This is a genomic window from Halorubrum ejinorense (assembly GCF_039522565.1).
GTDB lineage: Archaea > Halobacteriota > Halobacteria > Halobacteriales > Haloferacaceae > Halorubrum > Halorubrum ejinorense.
In genome coordinates this window covers 303,645-317,749 of sequence record NZ_BAAADQ010000001.1, presented here as the reverse complement: position 1 = coordinate 317,749, position 14,105 = coordinate 303,645, and the positions used below count along the sequence as shown (strand labels likewise).

12 protein-coding genes and 2 tRNA genes are annotated in these 14,105 nt (G+C 70.8%); 12 read left to right on the top strand and 2 right to left on the bottom strand.

The genetic code is table 11. The annotated features are described in order from the left end of the window. Positions 1–32 precede the first annotated feature (32 nt). The 6 genes from ABDZ89_RS01675 to ABDZ89_RS01650 all read left to right on the top strand — a co-directional run bounded on the left by ABDZ89_RS01675 (position 33) and on the right by ABDZ89_RS01650 (position 5,334). Positions 33–116: transfer RNA gene (locus tag ABDZ89_RS01675), tRNA-Leu, on the top strand. Positions 117–622: 506 nt separating this feature from the next. Then, on the top strand, positions 623–1,948 hold the full coding sequence (locus ABDZ89_RS01670) for an outer membrane protein assembly factor BamB family protein (RefSeq protein WP_343776063.1): 1,326 nt from the start codon (positions 623–625) through the stop codon (positions 1,946–1,948). A gap of 112 nt (positions 1,949–2,060) precedes the next feature. Beyond that, positions 2,061–3,716, top strand: a complete 1,656-nt coding sequence (pyrG, locus tag ABDZ89_RS01665; protein WP_343776061.1) for a CTP synthase — start codon at positions 2,061–2,063, stop codon at positions 3,714–3,716. Next, positions 3,717–4,634: a glutamine-hydrolyzing GMP synthase gene (gene guaA, locus ABDZ89_RS01660; protein WP_343776059.1), complete on the top strand. Its 918-nt coding sequence runs from the start codon at positions 3,717–3,719 to the stop codon at positions 4,632–4,634. It abuts the gene before it with no gap. Beyond that, positions 4,634–5,017, top strand: a complete 384-nt coding sequence (locus ABDZ89_RS01655) for a DUF7126 family protein (RefSeq protein ID WP_343776057.1) — start codon at positions 4,634–4,636, stop codon at positions 5,015–5,017. The genes guaA and ABDZ89_RS01655 overlap by 1 nt, the downstream gene beginning before the upstream one ends. Continuing rightward, complete coding sequence (locus ABDZ89_RS01650; RefSeq protein WP_343776055.1) at positions 5,014–5,334, top strand: glutaredoxin family protein; 321 nt, start codon at positions 5,014–5,016, stop codon at positions 5,332–5,334. Before ABDZ89_RS01655 ends, ABDZ89_RS01650 begins: the two co-directional genes overlap by 4 nt. Positions 5,335–5,367: 33 nt before the next feature. Here ABDZ89_RS01650 and ABDZ89_RS01645 read toward each other — a convergent pair whose 3' ends face one another. Further along, positions 5,368–7,179: an HVO_2922 family protein gene (locus tag ABDZ89_RS01645; protein ID WP_343776054.1), complete on the bottom strand. Its 1,812-nt coding sequence runs from the start codon at positions 7,177–7,179 to the stop codon at positions 5,368–5,370. A 117-nt stretch (positions 7,180–7,296) separates the two neighbouring features. On the opposite strand from ABDZ89_RS01645, the gene ABDZ89_RS01640 reads away from it, so the two are divergent. The 4 genes from ABDZ89_RS01640 (at position 7,297) to ABDZ89_RS01625 (ending at position 12,563) form a co-directional block, all read left to right on the top strand. Next, on the top strand, positions 7,297–8,478 hold the full coding sequence (locus ABDZ89_RS01640; RefSeq protein WP_343776052.1) for a metal-dependent hydrolase family protein: 1,182 nt from the start codon (positions 7,297–7,299) through the stop codon (positions 8,476–8,478). A gap of 72 nt (positions 8,479–8,550) precedes the next feature. Further along, positions 8,551–10,707, top strand: a complete 2,157-nt coding sequence (gene ligA, locus ABDZ89_RS01635; RefSeq protein ID WP_343776050.1) for an NAD-dependent DNA ligase LigA — start codon at positions 8,551–8,553, stop codon at positions 10,705–10,707. A 63-nt stretch (positions 10,708–10,770) separates the two neighbouring features. Then, entirely contained in the window at positions 10,771–11,751 is a 981-nt protein-coding gene (locus tag ABDZ89_RS01630; RefSeq protein WP_343776048.1) for an ABC transporter ATP-binding protein, read from the top strand. Further along, positions 11,748–12,563 (top strand): ABC transporter permease, encoded by an 816-nt coding sequence (locus tag ABDZ89_RS01625; protein WP_343776047.1) that lies wholly within the window; start codon positions 11,748–11,750, stop codon positions 12,561–12,563. The genes ABDZ89_RS01630 and ABDZ89_RS01625 overlap by 4 nt, the downstream gene beginning before the upstream one ends. A gap of 352 nt (positions 12,564–12,915) precedes the next feature. Here the strand turns inward: ABDZ89_RS01625 and ABDZ89_RS01620 are convergent. Beyond that, positions 12,916–12,989: transfer RNA gene (locus ABDZ89_RS01620), tRNA-Val, on the bottom strand. Between the two features lie 60 nt (positions 12,990–13,049). Here ABDZ89_RS01620 and ABDZ89_RS01615 point away from each other — a divergent pair. After that, positions 13,050–13,526: a DUF192 domain-containing protein gene (locus tag ABDZ89_RS01615; protein WP_343776046.1), complete on the top strand. Its 477-nt coding sequence runs from the start codon at positions 13,050–13,052 to the stop codon at positions 13,524–13,526. 123 nt (positions 13,527–13,649) lie between these two features. Further along, positions 13,650–14,069, top strand: a complete 420-nt coding sequence (locus tag ABDZ89_RS01610) for an SHOCT domain-containing protein (RefSeq protein WP_343776044.1) — start codon at positions 13,650–13,652, stop codon at positions 14,067–14,069. Positions 14,070–14,105 lie beyond the last annotated feature (36 nt).

Sequence of the window (14,105 nt, the reverse complement as noted above, 5' to 3'; positions counted from 1 at the left end):
AAATCTCCGCGAGGGACTCATTCGAACCGCGTGCGAGGGTAGCCAAGCCCGGAAACGGCGGCGGATTCAAGCTCCGCTCCTGTAGAGGTCCGTGGGTTCAAATCCCTCCCCTCGCATCGCCGGGGTCCGCCCCCCGTGATGCGGAAGGCGCTCTCGGAGCGCTCTTCCCTCGCAAAACTCTCACACCGTTATCCCGCCAGCCGCGCGACTCTCTGCCGAGAAACGACGGCGGATTCAAGCTCCGCTCCCGTAGAGTTCTCGTGAGCGAGCCTTGCGAGCGAACGAGAGCACGCGGGTCGCAGCCGGCGAGCGAAGCGAGCCGGACCGTCTCGCGGCGGTCCGTGGGTTCAAATCTCACCCCTCGCACGAGCGCGTCACAACGCCCGAATGCTGGAGGGATTTGAATCAGGGAGCGCCTCCGGCGCGACCGTGGTTCAAATCCCTCCCCTCGCATCGCCGGGGTCCCCCCCCCGTGATGCGGAAGGCGCTCTCGGAGCGCTCTTCCCTCGCAAAACTCTCACACCGCTCCTTCGAGCAGCCGCGGCCGTATCGCGTTCGTCGACTCCGCTCCGGCTCGGTCCGAGCGACATGGATTTTTATCCCCACCCGCGAACCGGTTCCCATGAGAGAACGGACGCGTCGCGACCTGCTCCGCGTCGCCGGCGGCGTCGGCGTCGCGGGACTCGCCGGCTGTAGCTCGCTCGGCGACAACTCGCCGCCCGGCGGTGACTCGCCCGCTGCCGGCGCCGGACCGACGTTTGACGACGTTGAGCTGCCGCTGGATCTCGCCGCCCGACCGCAGTCGTCCGACGGACTCGCGTCGCAGTTCCGACAGGGGCTCCGGAACCACGGCCACGTCGACGCGACGATACCCGAGACCGTCGAGGTGCGGTGGTCGGTGCCGGCGAACCGGGGCGAGCACTCCGCCTCGAAGGGCAGTCCGATGCAGACGCCGTCGGGCGACATCCTCGTCGCCGACGACACGGGCCGGATCCAGTCGATCGCGGTCGACGGGACGACGAACTGGGCGACGAACCTCTCCGACGCCAAGTGGGGGAGCCACGGTACTCCCGCGGTCGCCGAGGGGTCGGCGTACGTCGGCACCTACGACGGCGTCGTCTCAGCGGTCTCGGTCGCGAGCGGCGAGATCGAGTGGCAGACCGATATCGGCGACGCGGCCGCCGCCAGCCCGACGTACCACGACGGAACCCTGTACGTCGCCGTCGAGTTCTCGCCGCCGAGCGGCGCCGCCGTCGCGCTGGACGCCGAGAGCGGTGAGGAGGTGTGGCGCGACGGCCGGCCGACCGACCACCCGCACTCGACCGTCGCGGTCGACCTCGACCGCGACCGCTTCCTGTTCGGCGCCAACGACGGCCGCGTCTACGCGTGGTCCTTCGCCGACCGCGAGCGCGCGTGGACCTTCGACACCGGCGGCGACGTCAAGGCGCCGATCGCGGTCAGCCGCGGGATCGCGGTCGTCCCGTCGTGGGCCGGCACCGTCACCGCCGTCGACGTCACCGACGGCGCCGGGCTCTGGTCGTTCGAGACGGACGAGTCCGTGTCGCCGTCGGACGAGCCCGACCCGATCCGCACCGGCGGCGTCATGTGCGCGCCGGCGGTCCACGACGGGACGGTGTACGTCGGGAGCCACGACACGAACGTCTACGCGATCGACTTAGCGACCGGCGAGGAGCTGTGGTCGACCCCGACGGACGGGTGGATCACGGGGAACGTGACCGTGACGAACGGGCACGTCCTCGTCGGCTCGTACGACGAGCACCTCTACGCGCTCGATCGCGAGGACGGCTCGGTGACCTGGGCGGTCGAGGGCAACGGCGAGGTGACCAGCGCGCCGTTCGTCACCGACGACGGGATCTACTACACCGAGCGCGCCCCGGAGGACACCGACGAGCCCGGCATGTGCTACCGGCTCGCCGCGCCGGAGTGAGCCGGCCGCCCCGCCGTCGGGCGGTCGGGCGGTGCCTCGGCAGATAGCCACGAACGTCCACCCGGAACGGCGGGTCCGAAACGGTTTTGCCGGCCCCTGACGGACGGTCGATATGCCAGCAGATCCCGACACGGGGTACGACCCCTCGCTGGGTCGGAAGTTCGTGTTCGTCACGGGCGGTGTGATGTCCGGGCTGGGCAAGGGCATCACCGCCGCCAGTACCGGGCGCCTTCTCGCCAACGCGGGCTTCGACGTCACCGCCGTCAAGGTGGACCCCTATCTCAACGTCGACGCCGGGACGATGAACCCCTACGAGCACGGCGAGGTGTACGTCCTCAAGGACGGCGGCGAGGTCGATCTCGACCTCGGCAACTACGAGCGCTTCCTCGGCACCGACATGACGTTCGACCACAACGTCACCACGGGGAAGACCTACCAGCACGTCATCGAGCGCGAGCGCGCCGGCGACTACCTCGGAAAGACCGTTCAGATCATCCCGCACGTCACCGACGACATCAAGCGGCGCATCCGCGAGGCCGCCGAGGGGAGCGACGTCTGCCTCGTCGAGATCGGCGGGACGGTCGGCGACATCGAGTCGATGCCGTTCCTCGAGGCGCTCCGCCAGTTCGCTCACGAGGAGGACGACGAGGACATCCTCTTTACGCACGTCACGCTCGTCCCCTACTCGAAGAACGGCGAGCAGAAGACGAAGCCGACCCAACACTCCGTGAAGGAGCTGCGCTCGATCGGGCTCCAGCCCGACATCTTGGTCGGTCGGTCCGAGGACCGCCTCGACCCGGAGACGAAAGAGAAGATCGCCCTGTTCTGTGACGTGCCCACGGACGCCGTCTTCTCGAACCCCGACGTGCCGGACATCTACCACGTCCCGCTGATGGTCGAAGACGAGGGGTTAGACGAGTACGTGATGGAGCGGCTCGGGCTCGTCGACGAGGCGCTCCCGAAAGCAGAGCGCTCGACGGAGTGGCGCGAACTGGTCACCCGCGACCGAGACCGCGAGATCGACGTGGCCCTCGTCGGCAAGTACGCGCTCGAAGACGCCTACATGTCGATCCACGAGGCGCTGAAACACGCCGGCATCCACACCGAGACCGAGGTGAACGTGCTGTGGGTCGACGCCGACGAGACCCGCGCGGAGCACGAAGAGCGTCTCGCCGACGCCGACGCGGTCGTCGTCCCCGGCGGGTTCGGCTCCCGCGGCACCGACGGGAAGATCGAGGCGGTCCGGTACGCTCGCGAGAACGACGTGCCCTTCCTCGGGCTCTGCTTGGGCTTCCAGATGGCGGTCGTCGAACACGCGCGCAACGTGCTCGGACTGGAGGGCGCCCACTCCGCGGAGATCGACCCCGACACCCCGCACCCCGTCATCGATCTCCTCCCCGAGCAGTACGAGACGGAGGACATGGGGGGGACGATGCGGCTCGGCGCCCACGAGACCGACATCGAACCCGACACGCTCGCGGCGCGGGTGTACGGCGCCGACTCCTGTACCGAGCGCCACCGCCACCGCTACGAGGTGAACCCCGAGTACATCGAGCGGTTGGAGGCCGACGGGCTCACCTTCTCCGGGCACGCCGACAACCGGATGGAGATCGTCGAACGCGGCGACCACCCGTTCTTCTTCGGCACGCAGGCGCACCCCGAGTTCCGGTCGCGGCCGGACCGCGCGAGCCCGCCGTTCGTCGCCCTCGTCGAGGCCGCGCTGGGATCGACGGACACAACCGAGCGGAACGCGGACGTGAGGCTATAGATGGTCGACACGGAGGAGTTCATCGAGGAGGCGACCACCGAGATCCGCGAGGCGATCGGCGACGCGAACGCCGTGATCGCCTTATCCGGCGGCGTCGACTCGTCGGTCGCGGCGACGCTCGCATACGAGGCGGTGGGCGACCAGCTCACCCCCGTCTACGTCGACACGGGACTGATGCGGAAGGGCGAGACCGCGGAGATACGCGAGACGTTCGACTTCATGGAGTCGCTGCGGGTGATCGAGGCCCAGGAACGCTTCTTCGAGCGCCTCGCCGGCGTCACCGATCCGGAGGAGAAGCGCCACGTCATCGGCGAGGGGTTCATCGACGAGTTCGAGACGGTCGCCCGCGACGTCGGCGCCGACTACCTCGTTCAGGGCACGATCTACCCCGACCGCATCGAGTCCGAGGGGAACATCAAATCGCACCACAACGTCGGCGGGCTCCCCGAGGTCGTCGACTTCGAGGGGATCGTCGAGCCGGTCCGCGACCTGTACAAAGACGAGGTCCGCGAGGTCGCTCGCGCGCTCGGGTTAGAGGAGGTCATCTCGGAGCGGATGCCGTTCCCTGGGCCCGGGCTCGCCGTCCGGATCGTCGGCGAGGTGACGCCCGAGAAGGCCGACGTCGCCCGCGAGGCGACCCACGTCGTCGAGGAGGAACTGGAGGAGTACGACCCGTGGCAGGCGTTCGCCGCGGTCCTCGGGAAGGCGACCGGCGTCAAGGGCGACAACCGCGTCCACGGCTGGGTCGTCGCCGTCCGCTCGGTCGAGAGCCGCGACGGGATGACGGCCCGCGCACAGGAGCTCGACTGGAGCACGCTCCAGCGGATCCAGAGCCGGATCACCGGCGAGAACGAGAACGTGGCGCGCGTGGTGTACGACGTGACCCACAAGCCGCCCGCGACGATCGAGTACGAGTGATGGCGGACCAGCTAACGGCCGTCGTCGCCGGCCCGGACGAGCGCGGCCTCGGCGAGGAGTTGGCGGCGCTGGGCGTCGAGATCGCCCGCATCGACGGGCTCGTCACGGCGGCGAAGCTCGAAGACGCCGGGATCGCCGACGCCGACCTGTTCGTCCTCACGGACGTCGAGGAGGCCACCGGGATCCCGATCGCGAAGGAGCTGAACCCCGACGTTCGGATCGTGACGTACGCGAGCCGGTCGCTGCCGGAGTTCGTCGCGACCGTCGCCGACCTCGCGGTCGATCCCGACCTGTTGGACCCCGCGACGGTCGCCGAGGAACTGCTGGCCGACGAAACGGACCCCGACGACGAAACGGACCCCGACGACGAAACGGACCAGTGAGCGAACCCACCTCGACCGACGGCGGCGAGGGCGGTCACGACGACGGCGCCGCCGCCGACGCGACGACCGTCCCGGTCACCCTCTACACCCGCGAGGACTGCTCGCTTTGCGTCGTCGCCCGCGAGACGATCGAGTCCGCCGCGGCCGACCTCGACGCCGTGGCGGTCGACCTCGACGAGGTCGACGTGGACACCGACCCCGAACTGGCCGAGGAGTACGGCGAGCGCGTCCCGTACGTCTTGGTGGACGGCAACCCGGCGTTCAAGTACGAGGTCGACGAGCGCGACCTGCGGCTGAAGCTGCTGGCGGCGACCTGAACCCGAAAAACGCCGCCCGAATCGCCCGCGCGCCTACTGCTCGACCGTCTCCGCGCCCGGCGCGTTCGCCTTCACTCGGGTCACGGCCTCGACGGCGTTCGACCGGGAGGCGTACCCCTCGCCGGAGTCGGCGAGGAGGTTGCCGTTGCGGTGGCGGAGCCGCCAGCGCCACTCCTCGCCCGCGTCCTCGTATATCTCGAAGGCCGCGCTCCCGGCCGCCAGCGCGCTCGCGTCGGGCGCGTACTCGCCGACGCGCTCGACTGCGTCCGTCGCGTTCGACTTGGAGGCGTACCCCCCGCCCGAGTCGGCGATGATGTTCCCGTTGTCGTGGACGAGCCGCCAGCGCCACTTGCCGGCCCTGTCATCGTAGGCCTCGAACGTCGCTTTGCTCTCGCCGTCGCCTTCCCGTCCCTCCGCGCCCTCGTCGTCGGGGAACTCGAGGCCCGCGCCGCCCGCGTTCGACCTGACGCTGTCGAGTCCCTGCTGGGCCTTCGACCGGGAGGCGTACCCCTCGCCGGAGTCGGCGAGGACGTTGCCGTTCTCGTGGACGAGCCGCCAGCGGTACTCGCCGGCGGCGTCGCGGAACACCTCGAACGCCGCGGGGTCGATGCGGAGATAGTCCGCGCCCGCGACGTGGTCGCGCAGCTTCGCAAGCGCGCGCTTCGCGTTGGACTTGGAGGCGTACCCCTCGCCGGAGTCGCCGACGACGTTGCCGTTGTCGTGGCGGAGCCGGAAGCGCCACTCGTCGGCGCCGTCGGCGAACAGCTCGAACGTCGCCCGGCTCTCCGGCGCGGCGTCCTCGTCCGGGATGGCCACGTCCGGCTCCTCGGCGTCTTCCGGCTCCGGCCCGTCGTCGTCCGCGACCGCCGCCGCCTCCTCGACGGGCGTCTCGATCCGGAGGAGTCCCGCGCCGAGCGCGTTCCGCCGCACGCTGTGGAGCCCCTGCTGGGCCTTCCCGCGGCTGCTGTACCCCTGTCCGGAGGTCGCGACGACGTTGCCGTTGCGGTGGCGGAGCCGCCAGCGCGGCTTCCCGCCCGCGTCCTCGAACAGCTCGAAGCGGGCCTTACTCGACCGGACCGTGTCGATCTCCGCTCGGGCCGTCTCCAGTTCCTCGTGCGTCGCCGTCAGTTCCTCACGGGTTTCGTCCAGCTCGTCGCGGGCCGCGTCCAGTTCCTCGTTCGTCCCGGTCAGTTCTTCGTGTGCCTCGGTTAGCTCGTCGCGGGTCGCGTCTAACTCCTCGCGGGTCGCGTCTAGCTCGTCGTGAGTCGCGTCTAGCTCCTCGCGGGTCGCGTCTAGCTCCTCGCGGGTCGCGTCTAGCTCCTCGCGGGTCGCGTCCAGCTCGCCGCTCGTCTCCGCGGTCGCCGCCGTCGCCGCGGCCGCTTCGTCTTGCATCCGCTCGTAGTCCTCGTAGACGGGGTCGGAGAGCAGCGGCACGACGGTTCCCGCGACACCGATGAGGAACAGCCCGACGCCGTACAGCCCGATCACCGTCGGCTCTCCGGAGACGGTGGACCAGCCGCCCGGGAAGATGTTCACGAACCACACGACGCCGAGGACGCTCACCGCCGTCCCGAGGTAGCCGAGATAGGTCCCCGTCCGTCGGAGCGGGAACCGGATCACGGCCCCGAGCATCAAGAACGGCGGCGCCAGCGCGGCCAGCGCGTACCCGATACCGCGCGTCGTCGTCGCCGCCTCCGTGAGGAAGAACACCGCGACGCCGGCGAGGCCGAGCAGGACGCCGAAGCCGAACAGCCAGTAGCCGTTCACCTCGTCGTTCGTCTTCGGCGTTCCGATCCGCCGCTCGTACAGTCCCCCACCGCGGTCCGTTTCGTCGTCTGTTGCCATATGCGGGCCGTCTCGGGCTACCCGGTTATATGTGGGGGTGTGTGACACGTCACCATCTGAAAACGCCGGACTACCGCGACCCGAGCGTTTACCCGTCGAACGGTCCCTCGTGTGGGTATGTACGTACTTCGAGGCGGTCGCGTCGCGGACGCGGACGGGACTCGTGAAGCGGACGTCGCGGTCGCGGACGGCGAGGTTGTCGCGGTCGGCGATCCGGAGGCGGTCGACGCCGCGGTCGACGGGGCGGACGACGAGGTCACGACGCTCGGCGTCGACGGACGGGTCGTCGCGCCGGGGCTGATCGACGCGCACGTCCACGTGATGATGGACGGTCGCCCGGACGTCGCCACCGCGGTCTCCGACAGCGACTACACGGCGAGCTACCGGGCCGCGAGCAACCTCGAAGCGGCGGCCGAGGCCGGCGTCACTACCGTCCGCGACCTCGGCAGTCGCGGGATGCTCGCCCTCGACGCCGGAGAGGCGGTCGACGCGGGCGACATCGACGGCGCACGGGTCCTCGCGTGCGGCCGCAACGTGATCATGACCGGCGGCCACGGCAACTGGTTCGGACGCGAGGCCGACGGCCCCGCCGAGGTGCGAAAGGCGGCCCGCGAGCAGCTGAAGGCGGGCGCGGACGTGCTCAAGTGTATGGCCACCGGCGGCGTCCTCACCGAGGGCGCCGTGACGGGCGCGCCGGAGCTCACCCCCGAGGAGCTGAACGCGTTCACCGACGCGGCCGCGCCGACCGACACCCCGACCGCGGCCCACGCCCACGGCGAGGTGGGGATCAAAAACGCCGTCGAGGCCGGCATCTCCAGCGTCGAACACGGGACGTTCATGGACCGCGAGGCGGCCGAGATGATGGCGGACCGGGGGACCTACTGGGTCCCGACCGCGAGCGCGCTCCGCGGCATCGTCGAGAACGGCGTGGAGGCGGGGATCCCGGAGGACGCCGTCGCGAAGGCGGAAGACGCCGCGGACCGCTTCGACGACGCGTGGGACCACGCCTTGGAGGCCGGCGTTCCGATCGCGATGGGGACAGACGCCGGCACGCCGTTCAACTTCTTCGAGGAGATTCCACAGGAGATGGCGCACATGGTCGACTACGGGCTCTCGCCGGAGCGGGCGCTCGAAGCCGCCACCGTCAACGCGGCCGACCTGCTCGGCCTCGACGACGCGGGCCGCGTCGCGGAGGGCTACCGGGCGGACCTCGTCGTGCTCGACGCCGACCCCAACGCCGACGCGGCGGCGTGGCAGGACCCCGAAGCGGTGTTCGTGCGCGGCGAGCGCCTCGTCTGACCCGCCGGCCGAGTCGCGTCCGCGTCGACCCGAAACGGTCATTTTTACGCCGGGCGGCCCCACGATCGACCGATGACGACCTCGTCGACCCGGCACGCGGACCCGGACGAGAACCCGTACGTCGAGGACCCGCCGACCGACTTCGAACCGGTCGGCGACCTCTCCGAGGACGAGGCCGCCGAGCAGGCCGCACTGCTCCGGGCGGCGGTCCGCGAGCACGACCACCGTTACTACGTCGAGGCGCACCCGCTAATCGCTGACGAGGCGTACGACGCGCTGTTCTCCCGGCTGAGCGACCTCGAAGCCGCCTTCGACCTCCCGACCGCGGGCTCGCCGACCCGTCGGGTCGGCGGCGAGCCCCTCGACGAGCTGGCGACCGTCGAACACGTCGCGCCGATGCTGTCGATCGACAACGACACCGAGGCCGCGGCGGTCCGCGAGTTCGACGAGCGCGTCCGCGACGGGCTGGCGGCCGCCGCCGAGTCGGGCGATATCTCCGGGTTCGCCGCCGCCGATCTCGCGTACGTCTGCGAGCCGAAGTTCGACGGCCTCTCCGTCGAGGTCGTCTACGAGGACGGCGAGTACGTCCGCGCGGCCACCCGCGGCGACGGCCGCGAGGGCGACGACGTGACAGCGCAGGTGCGGACCGTCGGCTCGGTCCCCGGGCGCCTGCGGGGCGCCGACCACCCCGAGCGCCTCGTGGTCCGCGGGGAGGCGTACATGCCCCGCGACGCCTTCGAGGCGTACAACGAGGCCCTGATCGAACGCGGCGAGGAGCCGTTCGCGAACCCCCGGAACGCGGCGGCCGGCACGCTCCGCCAGTTGGACCCGTCGGTCGTCGCCGAGCGCCCCCTCGACGTCTTCTTCTTCGACGTGCTGGCGTGGGAGTCCGGCGACGACGGCCCCGACCGCCCCGACCGGCACCGGGACGCGCTGACGGCGTTCGAGTCGTTCGGGCTCCCCCGGAACGACCGGGTCGCGGTCGTCGACGACATCGAGGGTGCGATCGACTACCGCGACGAGATCCTCGCGGCCCGCGACGACCTGAACTACGCGGTCGACGGCGTCGTGATCAAGGTCGACGCCCTCGTCCACCGCGAGGCGCTCGGGTCGACGTCGCGAGCCCCGCGCTGGGCGTTCGCGTACAAGTTCCCCCCGCGGACCGCGACGACGACGGTCGAGGGAGTCACCGTCCAGGTCGGGCGCACGGGGCGGCTCACGCCCGTCGCCGAACTCGACCCGGTCGACGTCGGCGGCGTCACCGTCTCGCGGGCGACGCTCCACAACCCGGCAGAGATCGAGGCGCTCGGCGTGAACGTCGGCGACCGCGTCCGGATCTACCGGGCGGGCGACGTGATCCCCTACGTGCCGGAGGTCGTCGAGAAGCGCTCCGAGGGGACGTACGCGTTCCCCGACGCGTGTCCCGTCTGCGGGGCCGAAGTCGAGCGAGACGGTCCGCTCGCGTTCTGCACCGGCGGGCTCGGCTGCCCGGCGCAGTTGGAGCGAGCGGTCGAACACTGGGCGCGCCGCGACGCGCTCGACGTGGAGGGGCTCGGGCCCGAACGGGTCGAACAGCTCCGCGAGGCGGGCCTCGTCGAGTCGCTGCCGGACCTCTACGACCTGACCGCCGACGACCTCGCCGCGCTGGAGGGGTGGGGCGAGACGAGCGCGGCCAACCTGGTCGCCGAGCTCGACGCGACCCGGAACCCGCCGCTCGACGACTTCCTCGCGGGCCTCGGTATCCCGGACGTGGGCGCGACGACCGCCCGCGCGCTCGCGGCGCAGTTCGGGTCGCTCGACGCGCTCTTGGACGCCGACGAGGGGGCCCTCCGCGAGGTCGACGACGTCGGGCCCGAGGTGGCCGCGTCGATCCGGACGTTCTTCGACCGAGAGGAGAACCGGGCGGCGATAGCTGGGCTCCGCGAGCGCGGCGTCGAGCCCGAATCGATCGACGCCGACGACGGCGACGCGCTCGACGGACTCACGTTCGTGTTCACCGGGTCGCTGTCGACGACGCGGGGCGAGGCGCAGGCGCACGTGGAGGCGCGCGGCGCGAACGCGACCTCCAGCGTCTCCGGCAACACCGACTACCTCGTCGCCGGGGAGAACCCGGGCCGGTCGAAGCGCGACGACGCGGCCGCCGAGGACGTGCCCGTCCTCGACGAGGCCGCGTTCGCCGACCTGCTCGCCGACCGCGGCGTCTCGTGGCCGCCCGACGAGTCGGACTGAGGGCGGTGGCGACGCGGGCTCTAACCCGCAACCCTTTATCAGCTGACGCCGGAACCGAGTGGCATGACCGCGATCGAACTGCGCGGCGTGCGGAAGGAGTTCGCCGACGTCACGGCCGTCCGCGACCTCGACCTCACCGTCGAGGACGGCGAGGTGTACGGGTTTCTCGGGCCGAACGGCGCCGGGAAGTCGACGACGATCGACATGCTCCTCGACCTCGTCCGCCCGACAGCGGGGACGGTGCGGGTCCTCGGGACGGACGTCGCGACCGGCGGGGTCGAGGTCCGGCAGCGGACCGGCGTGCTCCCCGACGGGTTCGCGGTGTACGACCGCCTCTCCGGACGGAAACACGTCGAGTTCGCGGTGGAGTCGAAGGACGCGGACGACGACCCCGACGCCCTGTTAGACCGCGTCGGGATCCTCGACGCCGCCGACCGCTCCGCCGGCGAGTACTCGAAGGGGATGCGCCAGCGACTCGCCCTGGCGATGGCGCTCGTCGGCGAACCCGACCTGCTGATCCTCGACGAGCCCTCCTCCGGCCTCGACCCGGCCGGCGCCAAGGAGATGCGAGAGATCGTCCGCACGGAGGCGGACCGCGGCGCCACCGTCTTCTTCTCCTCGCACGTGCTCGAACAGGTCGACGCCGTCTGCGACCGGGTCGGTATCCTCCGCGACGGCGAGCTCGTCGCCGAGGACTCGGTCGAGGGGCTCCGCGAGGCCGTGGGCGGCGAGGAGACGCTGGAGGTCTCGGCGGCGGGCGTCGACGACGACGCGGTCGCGGCGGTCCGCGAACTCGCCGGCGTCTCCGGCGTCACGCGCGACGGCGACGAACTGGTGGTGAACTGCGCCAGCGACGCCAAGACCGACGTCATCGCTGCGCTGGAGAACGCGGGCGTCACGGTCGCCGACTTCCACACGCGCGAGGCCTCGCTGGAGGACCTCTTCTTGGCGTACACGGAGGGCGACGCGGCCGGCTCCGAGTCCGACTCGACTGCCCCCGACCGCCCTGCCGACGATACCGCGGCCGAAGGGGTGAACTCATGAGCCTCGCCGCCATCGCTCGGAAAGAAATTCAGGAGACGGTTCAGTCGCGCGGCATGATCGCGTTGATCGCGCTGTTCTCGCTGCTCGTCTCGGTGCTCGCGTTCATCGTTCGCCCCACCGGACAGAACGAACAGTTCGCCACGGAGGCCCTGTTGAGCTTCTTCGTCGGCCCGGTCCTCGTGACGTACCTCGTCCCGCTGGTCGGCGTCGTCGTCGGCTACAGCGCCGTCAGCGGCGAGCGCGAGTCCGGGTCGCTGAAACTGCTCTTATCGCTCCCGCACTCGCGGGCGGACGTGGTGTTCGGGAAGGTGGTCGGTCGCGGCGCGGCGCTCTCGCTCGCGGTGTTCGCCGGCTTCCTGTTGCCGGCGGCCGTGCTGATCGTCGCGCCGGTCACGTTCAACGCCGGGGCGTTCTTCGGTTACACCGTGTTCGCGGCCGCGCTCGGCGTCGTCTTCGTCGCCATCTCCGTGGGCTGTTCGGCCGCCTCCGCGACGCAGTTACGCGCGCTCATCGGCAGCATCGGCATTTACGTGCTGTTCGTCCTCCTCTGGGGCCTCCTCACCGGCCGACTGATCGACGCCGCCGGTCCGCTCGTCGACGCGCTCCCCGCGTCGGCGGCCCAGATCGAGGTGTTCCTTCGGGTCTCGAACCCGACCACGGCGGTCGAGGCGCTGTCGCGCGAGTTCCTCGCCGGACGACTGTTCGCCGGCGAGACCGCGAACCGGCAGATCTCCGCGGCCGCGATGCTGGTGTTCTGGACGGTCGCGCCGCCGCTCGTCGGACTGTTGAAGTTCGACGCCGCCGACCTCTGAGCGGATCGCCGGCGCCAGTTCGGGCTCGCGAAATTGCTCGCGACGGCAACACCGAATCGGGCGGTTCGAACCTCACTCACTCCGCTCGCTGCGCTCGCTCCGTTCCCTGCTTCGAACCCCCCTCGAACAGTCACAGCGACGCCGCTCACGAGTTGTTCGCGGCGCCGATAGTGGGCTCGGGCGGGTTCGAACCGAAGAAAGACGGTCGTCTCGCTTCGTCGCCGGCGCTTCGCGCCGGCTGCCTGCGAGACCAGTGGTCTCGCCACGCTCGACGCTGCGACTTTCAGGGTTCGAACCCGCCCTCAAACACGCACGTTGCTGTCGCTCGCGAAATTGCTCGCGACAACAACAGTGGGCTCGGGCGGGTTCGAACCGCCGATCTCAGCCTTGTAAAGGCCGCGTCATAACCAGCTAGACCACGAGCCCTCAGCGAAACAACCCCCCGAGAGCGGAAAACGATTTCCTTCCGGACCGCGAACCCCGGCCGTGAACCGCCGCTACGCCGCCGCCCTCGCTGGCGCGCTCGTCGTCGCGCTCGCGGTCGGCGCCGCCCTGAGCGCCCCCGGCCTCCTGATAACCGGCTACGACACCGCGGCGGTCGAGGCGGTCGACGGCGACACGGGCGAGTCGCTCGCGACCGTCGAGGTTCGGGTCGCTGACGGGCCGCTCAAACAGTACGTCGGGCTCTCCGCGACAGACGACCTCGGTGCCGACGAGGGGATGCTGTTCGTCCACGACGGGACTGCGGAGCGCGCCTACGTGATGCGGGACATGGCGTTTCCGCTCGACATCGTCTTCGCCGACGCGAACGGGACCGTCACGCGAATTCATGCGGCCGAGGTGGAGTCGCGCCCGTACACGCGCTACGGGGGGACCGGAATGTACGTCCTCGAAGTGCCGCGCGGGTGGAGCGACCGCCACGGGGTCACCCCGGGCGACCGGCTGGTGTTCGACCGGGGCTGAGTCGGGCACTCGGCCGGTCTCGACCGCCGTGATATCCCGTGATGGGATTCCCGCGTCTTCAGTCGCGGGAGGCGGTCAACGGTCGACGAAACCGCTTTCAGCCTCGCAGGCGTCGCCTCGACCATGACCGGACTCCCCGGCCGGATCGCGTGGAACCTCCGCCACCGCTGGCGACGGGTGTTCGCGCTCTGTGTCCTCGGCGCCGGCGTCGCCGCCCCCCTCCTCACCGGCCTCTGGTGGTCGCTCCCGCTCGTGTGGTTCTTCGGCCTCTTCATCGTCCTCCCGGTCCTCCACACGCTGGTGAAGCCGGTCCCGGAGGACGGCTCCGACGACGAGCGCGAGAACGCGACCGGCGACCCCGCCCTCGACGCCCTCCGCGAGCGGTACGCCCGCGGCGACATCGACGAGCGCGAGTTCGAACGGAAACTCGACCGCCTGCTGGAGACCGAAGACGCGGAGCTGGCCGACCCCCCGGAGGACGGCGACGCCGCTGACCGGGTCCGCGAGGGGATCCGGCGAGAGGTAGAGCGGATTCGAGAGTGAACGGACCGCCGCGCCGGGAGTCGCCGTCTCCCGTCG

Excerpts from the sequence above, each read along its gene's own strand:
- ABDZ89_RS01610 (WP_343776044.1), top strand. The coding sequence starts at position 13,650 with ATGACCGGACTCCCCGGCCGGATCGCGTGGAACCTCCGCCACCGCTGG.
- ABDZ89_RS01655 (WP_343776057.1), top strand. The coding sequence starts at position 4,634 with ATGGCGGACCAGCTAACGGCCGTCGTCGCCGGCCCGGACGAGCGCGGC.
- ABDZ89_RS01630 (WP_343776048.1), top strand. The coding sequence starts at position 10,771 with ATGACCGCGATCGAACTGCGCGGCGTGCGGAAGGAGTTCGCCGACGTC.
- ABDZ89_RS01645 (WP_343776054.1), bottom strand. The coding sequence starts at position 7,179 with ATGGCAACAGACGACGAAACGGACCGCGGTGGGGGACTGTACGAGCGG.
- ABDZ89_RS01670 (WP_343776063.1), top strand. The coding sequence starts at position 623 with ATGAGAGAACGGACGCGTCGCGACCTGCTCCGCGTCGCCGGCGGCGTC.
- pyrG (WP_343776061.1), top strand. The coding sequence starts at position 2,061 with ATGCCAGCAGATCCCGACACGGGGTACGACCCCTCGCTGGGTCGGAAG.
- ABDZ89_RS01640 (WP_343776052.1), top strand. The coding sequence starts at position 7,297 with ATGTACGTACTTCGAGGCGGTCGCGTCGCGGACGCGGACGGGACTCGT.
- ABDZ89_RS01625 (WP_343776047.1), top strand. The coding sequence starts at position 11,748 with ATGAGCCTCGCCGCCATCGCTCGGAAAGAAATTCAGGAGACGGTTCAG.
- guaA (WP_343776059.1), top strand. The coding sequence starts at position 3,717 with ATGGTCGACACGGAGGAGTTCATCGAGGAGGCGACCACCGAGATCCGC.
- ligA (WP_343776050.1), top strand. The coding sequence starts at position 8,551 with ATGACGACCTCGTCGACCCGGCACGCGGACCCGGACGAGAACCCGTAC.